At 32.5% G+C, this 14095-nt stretch carries 11 protein-coding genes, 1 tRNA gene and 1 other RNA gene; 8 read left to right on the top strand and 5 right to left on the bottom strand.

Features of this window, described 5'->3' with window-relative positions; genetic code table 11:
• Positions 1-651: 651 nt before the first annotated feature.
• Positions 652-726 (bottom strand) — tRNA-Pro (locus ACN0TY_RS13030).
• A gap of 351 nt (positions 727-1077) precedes the next feature.
• Here ACN0TY_RS13030 and ACN0TY_RS13035 point away from each other — a divergent pair.
• Complete coding sequence (locus ACN0TY_RS13035; protein WP_417444846.1) at positions 1078-2271, top strand: MFS transporter; 1194 nt, start codon at positions 1078-1080, stop codon at positions 2269-2271.
• A 10-nt stretch (positions 2272-2281) separates the two neighbouring features.
• Here the strand turns inward: ACN0TY_RS13035 and ACN0TY_RS13040 are convergent, their stop codons facing one another.
• On the bottom strand, positions 2282-2887 hold the full coding sequence (locus ACN0TY_RS13040) for a hypothetical protein (protein ID WP_417444847.1): 606 nt from the start codon (positions 2885-2887) through the stop codon (positions 2282-2284).
• Between the two features lie 187 nt (positions 2888-3074).
• Here ACN0TY_RS13040 and ACN0TY_RS13045 point away from each other — a divergent pair, with 187 nt between their 5' ends.
• The gene (locus tag ACN0TY_RS13045; protein ID WP_417444848.1) at positions 3075-4580 is read left to right on the top strand and encodes an ATP-binding cassette domain-containing protein; all 1506 of its coding nucleotides are present in this window, start codon (positions 3075-3077) and stop codon (positions 4578-4580) included.
• A gap of 223 nt (positions 4581-4803) precedes the next feature.
• Positions 4804-6270: a Gfo/Idh/MocA family protein gene (locus ACN0TY_RS13050; RefSeq protein WP_417444849.1), complete on the top strand. Its 1467-nt coding sequence runs from the start codon at positions 4804-4806 to the stop codon at positions 6268-6270.
• A gap of 80 nt (positions 6271-6350) precedes the next feature.
• Here ACN0TY_RS13050 and ACN0TY_RS13055 read toward each other — a convergent pair whose 3' ends face one another.
• A complete protein-coding gene (locus ACN0TY_RS13055; RefSeq protein ID WP_236958967.1) occupies positions 6351-6983 on the bottom strand; it encodes a hypothetical protein in 633 nt (210 codons plus the stop codon).
• Between the two features lie 219 nt (positions 6984-7202).
• Positions 7203-8894: a M23 family metallopeptidase gene (locus ACN0TY_RS13060; protein WP_417444850.1), complete on the bottom strand. Its 1692-nt coding sequence runs from the start codon at positions 8892-8894 to the stop codon at positions 7203-7205.
• A 265-nt stretch (positions 8895-9159) separates the two neighbouring features.
• Here ACN0TY_RS13060 and ACN0TY_RS13065 point away from each other — a divergent pair, with 265 nt between their 5' ends.
• The 5 genes from ACN0TY_RS13065 (at position 9160) to ACN0TY_RS13085 (ending at position 13464) form a co-directional block, all read left to right on the top strand.
• Positions 9160-9450, top strand: coding sequence for a hypothetical protein (locus ACN0TY_RS13065; RefSeq protein WP_236958969.1), 291 nt, complete (start codon positions 9160-9162; stop codon positions 9448-9450).
• A gap of 14 nt (positions 9451-9464) precedes the next feature.
• Positions 9465-9755, top strand: a complete 291-nt coding sequence (locus ACN0TY_RS13070) for a cell division protein ZapA (RefSeq protein ID WP_417444851.1) — start codon at positions 9465-9467, stop codon at positions 9753-9755.
• Positions 9756-9818: 63 nt separating this feature from the next.
• Positions 9819-9948: non-coding RNA, 6S RNA (gene ssrS / locus ACN0TY_RS13075), on the top strand.
• 51 nt (positions 9949-9999) lie between these two features.
• Positions 10000-11565 carry a ribonuclease Y gene (rny, locus tag ACN0TY_RS13080; RefSeq protein ID WP_236958971.1) on the top strand — a complete coding sequence of 522 codons (1566 nt, stop codon included), beginning with the start codon at positions 10000-10002 and terminating at the stop codon, positions 11563-11565.
• Positions 11566-12174: 609 nt separating this feature from the next.
• Positions 12175-13464, top strand: coding sequence for a lactonase family protein (locus tag ACN0TY_RS13085; protein ID WP_417444852.1), 1290 nt, complete (start codon positions 12175-12177; stop codon positions 13462-13464).
• A 97-nt stretch (positions 13465-13561) separates the two neighbouring features.
• On the opposite strand, the gene ACN0TY_RS13090 is transcribed toward ACN0TY_RS13085, so the two are convergent.
• Complete coding sequence (locus ACN0TY_RS13090) at positions 13562-13990, bottom strand: DUF4268 domain-containing protein (protein ID WP_417444853.1); 429 nt, start codon at positions 13988-13990, stop codon at positions 13562-13564.
• Between the last annotated feature and the right edge of the window lie 105 nt (positions 13991-14095).

Raw genomic sequence — 14095 nt, forward strand, 5'->3', positions numbered from 1 at the left:
GGTACTACGAAAGTGGGAGAGTAGGTCGCCGCCTTCTTTAGAATCCTCATCATGTATTTGATGAGGATTTTTTTTTGCTATATACTTAAATGAAATCTCCATAAGCAGGTACCAGTCTTCTGTCAAAGTCACCTGTATGTTCGCTTAGCCAATTCTATAGCATCTCTTCCTGGAAGAATCAATGATTATACTTCATTGTCTTGTCATTTATAAGTTTATTATTGATATTAAGGGCGAGCATAAGCTAGCTATTTGGATATTCACCTGTATGGTCGTTTAGAAAGGTTCTACTGAGTTTTTAGAGCTTTTCTTCATAGTATTTGATTTTGAAATCTTGTATGTTTTAAATTGATTTCATCGTTAGTAATCTCTTTACGCTTTATTGCTCTAATACTAATAGCTTGTTCTTGGAAAGTGATTCATATATGATAAATTTAATATTAAATAGGCTTATCAGTTCTCATTATTTCTAGTTTCGATAGGAGGAAAGTTTATTGTGGAGCTTGTGTAGGCTTAAAAGAAACCTAAGAAATGGATATATCCATTATATTTAGGAATTCAACTATAAGTGAGCTGTAATGATAAGTTCTTAGTAGGTGGCAAAATGAAATAAAAAAAGGTTATTATATTTTCATATAATAACCTTCTTAGTCGGGGTGGCAGGATTCGAACCTGCGACCTCCGCGTCCCAAACGCGGCGCGATAACCGGGCTACGCTACACCCCGAAAACTTTTTGAGTAAAGTTCAATTTCACTTTAAATAAAAGTACCGTTTAAAGCGGGCACAAAAGTATGATTATTGTTTGAATAAAAAAACTAAATATTAATTTATTTTGAAGATATTTTTCATAATTAATTTTTGTGTTTGATATACAGTGTCTTATGTTTTTTTGTAAGAATAATTTAATAGAGAATGTTTGGTTGTACTTAAAGATTAATTAAGTTTTTGAGTTAGAATATTGCTCAATAAGTATAGGATATTTATTTACATATACTAGACAATTCTGTATAGTTATATTCCTTTTTAGATTGGTACTTTTGTAGAAATAAATTTAAGTAATCTAACTAAGAAATAAAATGGCAGAAGTAACAAACAAAAAAGCGTTATTAGCATTAGCTATCGGTGGTTTTGGCATCGGGATGACAGAGTTTGTTATAATGGGGATCTTGCCTGATGTAGCTGCAGCTTTAAATATTTCAATTCCTAAGGCAGGCCACTTTATATCTGCTTATGCATTGGGTGTGGTCGTTGGGGCACCTTTATTGACTACCATTGGTAACAAGTGGGCGCCTCATAAAATGTTATTATACCTAATGATATGGTTTACTGTTTTTAATACCATCTCTGCATTTGCAGATAGTTATTCACTTTTATTAGTAGCTAGGTTTTTATCTGGGTTGCCTCATGGGGCTTTCTTTGGAATAGGAGCTGTGGTTGCTGGAAAGCTTGCTAGAGAAGGGAAGTCAGCCAAAGCAATAGCGACAATGTTTTCTGGTTTAACAATAGCTAATGTTATTGGTGTTCCGTTGGGAACCTATGTTGGGCATCATTACCATTGGAGTATTTCTTTTATGATTGTAGGTGTGATAGGGATAATAACTATGTTAAGTATTTATTTTTGGATGCCTAAAGTGGAAACTACGCCTTCAAGAGGAATGGCAAATGAGTTTAAAGTATTTAAGAATTTAGATTTCTTAGGACTTATTGTACTTACAATGGTTGGTACTGGTGGATTTTTTGCTTGGTATAGTTATATAGCCCCTTTGATTACTGATGTTGCTGGATTGAATGAAAATATAGTTAGCTACGCTATGATTATTGCTGGTTTAGGAATGGTAGTAGGAAATTTTGTTGGAGCAAAATTGGCAGAAATATTTTCGCCTTTAAAAGCCGTTATTATCAGTTTAGTGGTGATGGTTTGTGTGCTACTAATTAATAGTTTTGTAGCATCAAGTGGTTATGTAGTATTATTGATGACGTTTATTATTGGAATGACTGCTTTTACTGTATCTACTCCGATTCAAATGGCGGTAATAAAAAGTGCCAAAGGTTCTGAGATGTTAGGATCTTCAGCCAATCAAAGCGCATTTAACATGGGGAATGCTTCAGGAGCCTTTTTTGCTGGACTTCCTATTGCATATGGACTTAGTTATACTTCGGCAAGTATTGTAGGCGCGATAATGGCTTCAAGTGGAGTTGTTTTGGCTATTTCAATTTTATGGTACCGTAAAAATAAGGCAACCAAGAAAGGATTAGCTTTTCAGAATTAATTCATTTTATTTAATAAGTATAGGTTTTTGCTTTGCTATAATCATCACTAAAAAGTATTTCGGCATGACCACTTGGAGCATCGTATGGAGCCTTTTCTAAAACACTCGGGTTAGAAGGGTATTTGCCTTCGCTATATATGAGTTCTTTATATACTCCTGCATCTTTGATTAAAATTATAGACCATTTATTTTTCTTTGTTTTTTCAACAAAGAGTGGTGGATTCATTACAGAGAATTTTGTAATTGGTTTAAGGTTAGTGTCTAGTAGTAACATTGCACAGCCGCCAGTTCCACAAAAATAGCGAGTAAAGAAGTTTATGAAAACCTCATTTTCACCATCATCATTTAAGTCAATTTCATATAATTGAAATTTTCTATCATTTTCTTCTAAAATATCAATATCATTTTTTAAATAGACTTCCTTTAAATAGGTTTTAATTCTCTCAGCTAATTCATCGTTTACAGTTTGTTGTGCATAATTTTCTTGGACAGGATTTTCTATTTCCTTTTCATGACTTTCTATTGTTATTTTTTCAACTGTATCTGTGTTTTTGTTGTTTGGTTCTTTACAGGAAATGAAGGAAACGAATGTTAGAAATAATATAAGAGCTTTCATCTTTTTTAATTTTTTATGTGTTAAGTAAATTCACTTTTAAACATTTTAGTTGTTATGATTTACTTTACATGTGTTAGGTTGGTAGTATTATAAAGATAATTATAATTTGTTTTGAAATTTATTTTAAAGGTTAATGGTATTGTTATTCTATTAGGAAAGACCGAAATTCGTTGTGATAAATTTAATTATGATGCCAGAATTTCAGACTCCTTTTATTGAATTGTCTAAAATGACTTTAGCGATTAAAAATCATATTATTTTAGAGGATATTAACTTGACGATAGAAAAAGGGACATCTCTTTCTATATCTGGGGCTTCTGGAAGTGGGAAAACAACTTTAGCGACTTTAATTTCCAATGGGAACGGACAAAGTTCGGGGAGTATTTATAACCCATTAAAAACTGTTTTTGTCTCTCAACAAGATAATTTTAGTGAAGTTTCAGGGATGGCTAGTACATATTATAGTAAGCGTTATGAGTTTCATGAGTATGAGAAACAACTTTCTGTGAGTCAGTATTTATATCAGATAAATAAAAAGGAAAAGTATACAGAAGGGAGTATTCTGGAGGATGAGCTCTTGAATAGTTTCCATGTTTCTAGTTTATTAGATAAAAACTTAATGCAGTTAAGCAATGGAGAGCGTAAGAAACTTCAATTAGTAGTAGCTATTTTTCAAGCTCCAGAGTTGTTGATATTAGATCAGCCTTTTACGGGTTTAGATGTAGCTGCCAGAAAAGAGTTATCCAAATTTTTTTATGAGTTTACCCAGCAAGGAGTAACACTTGTTCTCATTTGTGGAACAGAAGAGATTCCCCCTTTTATTGATAGGTCTATTGTGTTAGAGAAGGGTGAAATTGTACAGGATACGACTCCTTCTTCAATTAAAAATATAGAAGTATCTGCTGTAAATATTGATAAAAACATTGATTTAAGTAAATTACTTAAGAGCAATGACCATGATTATAATATAATTGTAGAAATGAAAGGTGTTAATGTTTCTATGTCTGGAAAGTCTATTTTGAAAAATATAGATTGGCTTATAAAGCCAGGGGAATGTTGGGCGCTTTTAGGACATAATGGTGCTGGAAAGTCTACTTTGTTAAGTTTAATTACTGCGGATAATCCACAAGGATACAATAATCATTTAGTGCTTTTTGATATAAAACGTGGAAGTGGTGAAAGTATCTGGGATATAAAGCAAAAGATTGGATTTTTATCACCTGAGCTGCATCTTTATTTTATGCGGGGTAGGGGTGTAATAAATAGTGTTCCAGGAATGAAAACCACTGCCAATCATTACAGTACTTTAACATGTTCTGATGTGATTATTTCTGGTTTTAAAGATGAAATTGGTACTGTTTCAATTCCAACCAAGAATCAAGAGGAAATTGCTAGCGATTGGTTGATTTTAGTAGGTTTGTCGCATTTAAAAAGTTCATTGTTTATTAATGCATCGCTTGGAGAGCAAAGAGTTTTATTGCTTTTAAGAGCTTTAGTTAAAAACCCACCGCTTCTTATTTTAGACGAACCATGTCAAGGGATGGATAGCAATCAAATTCAGTATTTTAAAGAGCTCTTGGATTATATTTGTAAGTCTAAGGAAGTAACTATGATTTATGTTTCTCATCGAAAAGAGGAAATTCCAAATAGCGTAACTAAAACACTAACCTTGTCAAAAGGTGAAATAGTTTAAAAAAGGAATTATAAGGTTTTTCTTTGTTTTAGTGTTATTTTATATTGTTATTCAGAATAAATGAACGTTTTTTTTGTTAAAATGTTAGTTTAGTGTGATTATTTTTATACATTTATTGTCGTTAGTTAGGTTTATTGCAAGTTTACTAAAACGTTTTATTAGTATTTTGTGAATCATGACTAAAAAAGTAAAAATCTAAATTAATAAACCAAGACTTAAATTAATGAGTGAAAACAGTAAAAAAACAAAGGACAATTCACGAAGAAATTTTATTAAGAATAGTGCTTTAGCATCATCATTTTTAATAGTGCCTAGGCATGTATTAGGGGGTGTTGGATATATGGCACCTAGTGATCGATTAAATATTGCCGCAATTGGAGCTGGAGGAAAAGGGCAAAGCGACATTGTAAATGCGTCTGTAAATGGTAGAGAACGTATTTTAGCTTTGTGTGATGTCGATTTTTCAGGATCTGCAGCAGCAACAGTTAAGAAATTTCCTAAGGCAAAGTTATATGCAGATTTTAGAGAGATGCTCGATAAGGAGAAAGATATAGACGCGGTAACTATTTCTACTCCAGATCATGTTCATGGCCCTGCTGCCAAGTATGCAATGGAGAGAGGAAAACATGTTTATGTTCAGAAGCCTATGACTCATAATATTCGTGAAGCTAGAATGCTTACGGAAATGGCGAGAACACAAAAGGTTGTTACTCAAATGGGGAATCAAGGGGGGTCGAATCCTTTATTAGGGATGGTCCAAAAATGGGTAGATTCTGGTAAATTAGGTAAAATAACAAAAGTAGAGGTTTGGACAAATCGCCCTGTATGGCCTCAAGGTTATGAAATGCCAAAACCAGATCCTAGTAAAAAACCTAGTGCTTTAGATTGGGACTTGTGGTTAGGTCCAGCTAAAGAAACTCCATATGTGCCAAACATACATCCATTTAACTGGCGTGGTTGGTGGGATTATGGAACTGGAGCATTGGGAGATGTAGGTTGCCACCTTATAGATATTCCTTTTAGAACATTGGATTTAATGTATCCTAAAGCTGCAGAATGTAGTGTAGGTACAGTATTTACTAAAATGTGGACACCAGATTATCATCCAGAAGGATGTCCTAACTCTTCTTTTATAACTATAAAATTTGATGCTACAGAGAAAACAAAATCTCCTTTAGTAATGACATGGAGTGATGGAGGTATTAGACCGTCTCATCCAGATATTATACCTGCGGATAGTGATATTGGAGGTAAAGGAAGTCAAAATGGAGTTTTAATTCATGGTGAGAATGGAATTATTTCTACAAATATTAATGACAGTTCTCCATTAATGCCAAAGTTGTATCTAAATGATGGTACTACAGAATTTGGTCCAGAAGTTGAGGAAATGCCAGAACCAGAATATGGGCACCAACGTAAGTGGGTAGATGCATGTAAAGCTGGATTTAATAGTAAGGAACATAAAGGACTTACTTCTTCTTTTGATTATGCAGGTCCAATGACAGAGACTGTGTTGATGGGTAATTTAGCTATTAGAAGTTATATGCTGAAAAGAGAGAATAGTAAAGGAAATGAAGAGTTTTATGGCCGTAAGAAACTATTGTGGGATGGTGAGAACATGAAAATCACAAATCTAGAAGAAGCTAATCAGTTTGTAACAAGAGACTATCGTATAGGATGGGAAATGTAATATTTTGAATTGTTTTATACCAAAAAATAAAGGCGAGCCACATGGTTCGCCTTTATTTTTAATGTGTTGTAAGTTGTTAATTATTTGTCATAAGGGAACTTACGAGTAGATTTACGCATCATAGCTTCAATAATGTCATAAGTGTTTTTTCCAGACTTTCTAGTAATTACCTTTTCGTATTTCCAAAGTAATTTTCCTGTTGCACCATCGCTTAATTTAATAGCTATTCTTCCGTAATCTGATGTTCCAGAAACAAAAGATACAAAGTCAAAATCAGTAGAAACACCTTCAGAAATTAAAGCATTTAATGTTAGATCTCCAGAAATAATAGCATCGACATTTAGGAGTTTACATAAATCTTGAGTTGTGTAAATATCTAAATTCATTAAATCTATACCTTCTTTAGATAAAATTGCATTTGTATTGTTGATATCTTGAAACTCTATGCGGTAGTCCTTGCGTTTATGCATCTTAAGAAAATAAGTTTCTAATGCATTTTGCACTTCATATCCCTCTTTCTCTTGAAGTTTCTCTAGTTGCTCTTTTGTAAGTTGTTTGTTGTCTAGCTCTAAACGTGCTTCAAAAGGAACAATGGCAACCGTTTTATGGTTTTTGCTTAACTCTTCAAAAGAATCACTTTGGTATATTGTTTTTTGTGCAAATGTGATGCTACTTAAAAGTAGTAAAGTGAGTAATAATATATTTTTTTTCATTTTTCTTAGAACCTGAATTCTGTTTTTATATTAGAAAAATTATGTTTGAGTTTCTCTATTAGTAGTTGTTAATCTAGTTTGGTGTGGTGTCTTTAATTTTGGGTGTCAAAAATATTGAAAATCTCTAAGCCTACCTCAATTTCTCGAGATTTGTTCTGTAAATGCTTGTTTTTAACTTTTTCTTCACGATTTGTGTATATTCAGAAATACTTAAAACGATTAATTAGAGTTAAAAGTAGCGTTGAAGGTTGCGCTATTACCTACATTATCTGTAACAATAACTTCTAGGTTTCTAGAGCTATCTTTAAAGTCTATATCGCTTAAATCATAAGTTAGCATGTTTTTTTTGTACTCATATTCAGTTAAAATCCATTCGCCATTGATTGTTGCTTTATATGAATTTATGCCACTTAGATCGTCTGTGATTCTTAGTTTTAACTCTCCATAACTAGAAAGGAATTGCCCACTTCTAAAGTTTGCAGGCTTAATTACTGGAGCAACAGTGTCTTTAGCTACTTTAAACTTTCCGAGATCGCGGGTTCTTGTGCTTAGTAAATCACCTTTTCTGTAAGTATATTCGTATGAAAGTCTTCCGTCTTCATTAACATGAGCGATAAATAGTTTTTCTTTATCAATATCGGTTCTATTATTAATGTTCATGCTAATTGTATAATCGTCTCTTACAGGTGTACTTTCGTTGTGGATAATGATAGCTTCATCTTCTTGGGTTAACTGAATAAAGAAATCTTCATAAAAAGTGTCTTCAGGAAAAAATAGAGAGGCATTTCCAACGGAAAAGATATTATCACGATTGGCGATAAGATAATCTCCTATGTTTTCTTTTTTCTGAAGGAAAGAAGCGTTCTGTTTTTTTCCTTCAATAGGAATAATTATAGTGCTTGTATTTCCTGCAAAATCTGAAACTTCCATAGTTACTTGATACGACATACCTTCATCAACAGAAATTACACCGTTGTCATTTCTCTTTTTATAAATGCTTAATTTATTATAAGGCTCGATATAGCATTTCTGAATTTTCTTACGATTATCTATATAAGTAGGGTAATCGATTAATGTATTTATATAACGACTTTCATCAAAAGAAAAAGTTTCAAAATCGTATTCAAAATTTAAAGTCCCATTAACAGTAGTACAAACTTTATAGGCACCATTTTTATTATATGCCATATCCAGCTGGTCATAAGTTTCCACGCCCAAACCAATGCTACCAGAAGCGTCGATTTTATCAGCTAAGTAAGTCCCATTTTGCTGTTTTGTAAGGCGCAGTTCTATTCTGCTGTCATTGTTATTAATTATAGAGCCATCTCCTACTGGGTAGGCGTGAATTCCTAAAATGCGTGGTGCTTTGGTGTCTTTAACAGTATAACCAAATAAAAGAGGGTTGATAGGTTTTTCTAATCCATCACGGATTTCAAAGTGCAAATGTGGACCGCCGCTTCCGCCTGTATTCCCACTGAGGGCGATAAGCTGACTTTTGGATACTTTTATTTCATTTTCAGAAGGAAAAAGCTCAATTTCATATGATTGATTCTTATACTGCTGCTTTTTTACTATCTCTTGAATTTCTGGGGAGAATTTTTGTAAGTGTCCATATACAGTAGTATACCCATTAGGGTGAGTTATGTAAATTGCTTTTCCGTAACCGTAATGTTGAACCTTAATTCTTGAAACATATCCATCTGCAGCTGCATAAACATCAAGTCCTTCTCTTTGTTGTGTTTTAATATCCATTCCAGCATGAAAATGATTGGAACGTAACTCTCCAAAAGTACCAGCTAGTACAATAGGAATGTCTAAAGGGGAACGAAAATAGTTTTTCGGATAATTGTTTTGTGAGTAAATAAATAAGGGAAGTAGAAGACTACAAATAAATACCGATAGATAGCGCATGAAAAAAAATTGTCTTACAAAAATAATGAAATGATAATTAAATCAGTAAAAAGTACTATAAAAACGCAAAATTAATTATATTAGTGAGGATTAATAATAACGATAGAAAAAAGATAAATATTTTAAGGAACAGGAATTTTTTTGTTCTGAAAAATAACTAAGATTTAACTTAAGAAATTTAATAGGAAAAGAAATTTTTGCAAACTGTTGTGAAGTATGTAAAGGTATCTTAACTTTGTAAAGATATGTATTGAATATTGCATATATGAGCGAGATTATAGAAATAGTTGATTCTCTGGAAAATAAGATTGGTAAGTTGCTTGAGAAGTTGCAGCAGCAAAGAAATGCTAATCGTAAATTAGAAGAAGAATTAAGTGGTTTGAAGAATGAAAATAAGGATTTATCACTTTCAGTAACGAAATGGGAGGATAAATATGAATCGCTCAAAATGGCAAATTCAATGCTTGGCAGTAATGAAAATAAAAAAGAAGCTAAGCTTAAAATAAATACTTTAATTCGAGAAATTGATCAATGTGTTGCTCAATTATCGGAATAAACGTTCTAAAATAGATGGGAGAGAAGCTTAAAATAAAGATATCTATAGCAGATAGGGTGTATCCTTTAACTGTAGAGCCAGAACAAGAAGAAGGACTTAGGAAGGCGGCGAAAACTATAGATGTGTTAATTAAGCAGTTCGAACAGAACTATGCCGTTAGAGACAAACAAGATGTATTGGCTATGTGTGCCTTACAATTTGCTTCTAAAGTAGAACAAGAAGGTATTGATACTAACAAAACAAGTGAAGAGATGGAGGAGCGTTTAAAAAACTTAGACGCAATGTTATCTAAGCATTTGGGCTGAAAATAAAATGTTCTTTAAAATAGTATAATGTTACTGCCTACATTGGTTGCATTTTTTTGACAAACTCAACAAGTATTAATTAAAAAAGGTGAGTTCAAGTTGTAAAAGCAAGCCGCTCCTCTGATTAACTTCAGATACAGGAATCGCGGATCCTTGATCAGTTTGGTAGCCTTAAACCTGTTTAGAGGAGTTTGTACAAAACTTCAATTACCAATGTAGGCTTTTTTTTTAAATATATGTAAAGATGGATAATACTACACTATCAATAATTGTTGGAGTAATAGGGATTATAGTTGGGTTTGTGATAGCGAAGGTGCTTGAAAAGAAGAATGCAACCAAAATGATCTCAGGAGCTAAGAAAGAAGCTCAAAAGATATTAAGAGAAGCTAAGACAGAAGGAGAAAGTATTAAGAAAGATAAAATACTTCAAGCGAAAGAAAAGTTTCTAGAACTTAAAGCAGAACATGAAAAAGTAATTGTTTCTAAGGATAAAAAAATTGCAGAAGCTGAAAAAAGGACAAGAGATAAAGAGTCTCAAGTGTCTAATGAACTTGCTAAAAACAGAAAGCTTAACTTAGAAGTAGAGGCTAAAAATAAAGATTATGATTACCGCTTGGACTTTTTAGATAAAAAGCAAGGGGAAATCGAGAAACTTCATAAGAGTCAGATTGATCAATTAGAGTTGATTTCAGGGCTTTCTGCTGCTGAGGCTAAATCTCAACTTGTAGAATCGTTAAAATCCGATGCGAAGAGTGATGCCATGGCGTTTATTCAGAATACATTGGAGGAGGCTAAACTTACTGCACAACAAGAAGCTAAAAAAGTTATTGTAAATACCATTCAAAGAATTGGTACAGAGGAGGCAATAGATAATTGTGTGTCTGTATTTAATTTAGAGTCAGATGACGTTAAGGGTCGTATTATTGGTAGAGAAGGAAGAAACATTAGAGCTTTAGAATCTGCTACTGGAGTAGAGATTATTGTAGATGATACTCCTGAAGCTATCATTCTTTCATGTTTTGATTCTGTGAGAAGAGAGATCGCAAGACTATCGTTACACAGACTTGTTACTGATGGTAGAATTCACCCTGCTAGAATTGAAGAGGTAGTTAAGAAAACTAAGAAGCAGATTGAAGAAGAGATAATAGAAGTTGGTAAGCGTACGGTAATAGATTTAGGAATTCATGGTCTGCATCCAGAGCTTATAAAAGCAGTAGGACGAATGAAATATCGTTCTTCTTACGGTCAGAATTTACTACAACACTCTAGAGAAGTTGCAAAATTATGTAGTGTGATGGCAGCTGAATTAGGAGTAAATGCAAAATTGGCAAAACGTGCTGGTTTATTACATGATATAGGGAAAGTTCCTGAAACAGAAATGGAAACTCCACATGCTATTTTAGGTATGGAGTGGGCAGAGAAATATGGCGAGAAACCAGATGTATGTAATGCTATCGGTGCTCACCACGACGAGATTGAAATGAAAACTCTTTTAGCGCCAATCGTTCAGGTTTGTGATGCTATTAGTGGAGCAAGACCAGGAGCAAGAAGACAAGTATTAGATTCTTACATCCAAAGACTAAAAGATTTAGAAGAAATAGCTTTCGGATTTACAGGAGTGAAAAAAGCTTATGCTATTCAAGCTGGACGTGAACTTCGTGTTATTGTAGAAAGTGAAAAGGTAAGTGATGATAAAGCTTCAGAATTATCTTTTGAAATTTCTCAAAAAATACAAACGGATATGACGTATCCTGGGCAGGTAAAAATTACTGTAATTAGAGAAACTAGAGCAGTAAATATAGCTAAATAGCCTTATAAATAATAACTTATATAATCGTCTGGAAAGTAATTTTCAGGCGATTTTTTTTTGTTTTTTTCTTTGCTTTCTTAAAAACAGCAAGCTATTTGAATCTATATGGTTTCTTCTAACATATAACTGCTTCATTCACGATAATGGAATAGTCTTAATAAGGAATCAATTATAGTATTCTAATCGATACTTTACCTCAACCATAATAATTTCTAACAGTTGACTTTATTCTGCCAAATAGTAAATTGGCCTTTAATTGTTATGTGTTTTAAACTATAATTTTTTTAATTTAGAATATATACTAAATTAAGTAATGTTTTTATTTATATATTCTTTATATTCATCTTTTATAAGTTTTGTTTTTATTTTAAATATATACTTATAAGTAGTATTAAGAGGGAATTTTATTTTTAAACCTATTAATAGGGTAATGTTATTTATTTACTCTATTTAATTAAGATTTCATTTTTACTCAAATTAAACAGCTTAATTTTTCTAAGAGAATTACCATATGCAACCTAGTTGGTAAACCCTTATTAGTGATAAAGTTAATAACTGTTTAATAGTTTGTTTACAGTTTGAGTTTTAATTAATTTAATTTATACACTAATGAAATCAAAAAAATTAAAAGCGGCAATTGTTTTAATGATCTCCGCAGGGATTGCTGATGTGCAATCACAAAATGGTAAAGGCGTTTATGTAGCGACAAACCATACTACAGCAAATACGGTTGTGGGCTTTATTCAAGATGGAAATGGAGCATTAAATATGATAGGAGAGTTTCCAACAGAGGGAAAAGGTACTGGGAATGTTGAAATATTTGATTGGGGTTATGATCATACGCATCCTTTAAAAGATGGAATCGATCCTTTAATCTCTGCTTATGGACTTACAAATACTAAAGACGGTAAGTTTGTAATTGTTGTAAATGCTGGTGATGCTTCTATAAGTACAATGAAAGTTATGGCAGACAAAAGTCTAACTTCAGTAGATAAAGCAGCAGCTGGAGATATTCACCCTTTAAGTGTTGCTTCGCATGGAAACCTTGTATATGTAGCTAGTTCTGGAAATGTACCTACTCCACCTTTTAGTGGTAACTTAAAAGGGTTTAAGATAGACGCTAATGGTAAACTTACGGCTATTTCAAATTCTGTTAGAGATTTAAATGCAAGACCATCTTGTGTGGCTTTTACTGAAGATGGGAAGTTTTTGGTTGTAAATGAACTGGTAAGTGGGTTGGTGAAAATTTATGCTGTAAATACAGATGGAAGTCTTAGCGACGCACCTGTTTCTCAAGCTAATTCTCCTCATGATTCTAAAAATGGAAGATGGCTACCAATTCCTGTTGGCTTTGATATCGTGAAAAAGGGAAATAAGCATATTGTTTTAGTTTCTGAAGCTCGTTTTTTAGATAATAAAGGAATGTTACGAGAAGAAACTAATAAAGTACCGCAGTCTCCTAAATATTCATGGCAAACAGGATCTACGTCATCTTATGTAGTTGATTCCAAAGGTCAGATAGAACTTGTTTCTGGCGATGTTAAAACAGGAAACTCTATGGAAGGTGGTCAAATTGCTAACTGTTGGGTAGAGATATCCAAAGACGGAAAAACATTGTGGGCAGCGAACGCTCTTTCTAGTTCTATATCTAGTTATTCAATTGCAGATAATGGCGAATTGAAGCTTACTGACGAAACTTTATATAAAGATACTTCTGAAGAGCTTTTTTTTAGTGATCTTGTGGTTAGTGAAGATGGAAAATATCTATATCAATTAATAGGTAATCAAGGTGCTGTAATGGTTTTCGAAGTTTTAGCAGGGAATAAGCTTAAAGAGTTAGGGGTTTATTCTTCTACGCAACTGCCTAAAGTAGGAACTTACGGTATTATAACCTTATAATATTTATCAATACAATTTAAGCTCCTTTAGTCGTCTAAAGGAGCTTATTTATATGCTCTTGTGATTTTTGATAACTATTTCTTATTTAGTTTTGGTATTAGGATTTAATAAAATCTTCAAAGTCTAAGTAAAATTCTTCAAATTTATCCATAGTGTCATTTAGAAAAACCATTGTTTCTTGCCATGTATTTTTATTATGGATGCTAACACCTTCTTTTAATACATAAATTCTTGATATTTCTTTACCATTTTCCAGAAAGAACGAATCGTTATAGATTACATCTGGTAAATAATTTTCAATCAATACCGACTTTAAGGATTCTAACTTCTCGTAATATTTAATCCTATTTTCAAGATTGCTGTCCTCTATATCTAGGGTTACTAAGGCTTTTTTAGTATCAAAATCAAACTTAAAGGAAAAGTCTTTAATTTTTGTATTGTAAAGAATCCATTTCCTTGGAAATGACTTTCCAAATGATATCCAAAATTCCTTACGCATTGCTTTAGATTCTTCTCTGCTAAACATTTATTCACGTTATATGAAAGCAAAAATATTTCATTTCTAGTAAAAGAGAATGTTAATAAGGTTTTTTATTCTTCATTTTATGTTTAATTTCACAGCTAAACTTTT

The sequence above is a fragment of the Joostella sp. genome, assembly GCF_048266025.1.
Classification (GTDB): Bacteria; Bacteroidota; Bacteroidia; order Flavobacteriales; family Flavobacteriaceae; genus Galbibacter; species Galbibacter atrarenae.

Bases quoted from the DNA above. Each gene is read 5' to 3' on its own strand.
- ACN0TY_RS13090 (WP_417444853.1), bottom strand. From the start codon at position 13,990: ATGTTTAGCAGAGAAGAATCTAAAGCAATGCGTAAGGAATTTTGGATA.
- rny (WP_236958971.1), top strand. From the start codon at position 10,000: ATGGATAATACTACACTATCAATAATTGTTGGAGTAATAGGGATTATA.
- ACN0TY_RS13045 (WP_417444848.1), top strand. From the start codon at position 3,075: ATGATGCCAGAATTTCAGACTCCTTTTATTGAATTGTCTAAAATGACT.
- ACN0TY_RS13040 (WP_417444847.1), bottom strand. From the start codon at position 2,887: ATGAAAGCTCTTATATTATTTCTAACATTCGTTTCCTTCATTTCCTGT.
- ACN0TY_RS13085 (WP_417444852.1), top strand. From the start codon at position 12,175: ATGAAATCAAAAAAATTAAAAGCGGCAATTGTTTTAATGATCTCCGCA.
- ACN0TY_RS13055 (WP_236958967.1), bottom strand. From the start codon at position 6,983: ATGAAAAAAAATATATTATTACTCACTTTACTACTTTTAAGTAGCATC.
- ACN0TY_RS13060 (WP_417444850.1), bottom strand. From the start codon at position 8,894: ATGCGCTATCTATCGGTATTTATTTGTAGTCTTCTACTTCCCTTATTT.
- ACN0TY_RS13035 (WP_417444846.1), top strand. From the start codon at position 1,078: ATGGCAGAAGTAACAAACAAAAAAGCGTTATTAGCATTAGCTATCGGT.
- ACN0TY_RS13065 (WP_236958969.1), top strand. From the start codon at position 9,160: ATGAGCGAGATTATAGAAATAGTTGATTCTCTGGAAAATAAGATTGGT.
- ACN0TY_RS13070 (WP_417444851.1), top strand. From the start codon at position 9,465: ATGGGAGAGAAGCTTAAAATAAAGATATCTATAGCAGATAGGGTGTAT.
- ACN0TY_RS13050 (WP_417444849.1), top strand. From the start codon at position 4,804: ATGAGTGAAAACAGTAAAAAAACAAAGGACAATTCACGAAGAAATTTT.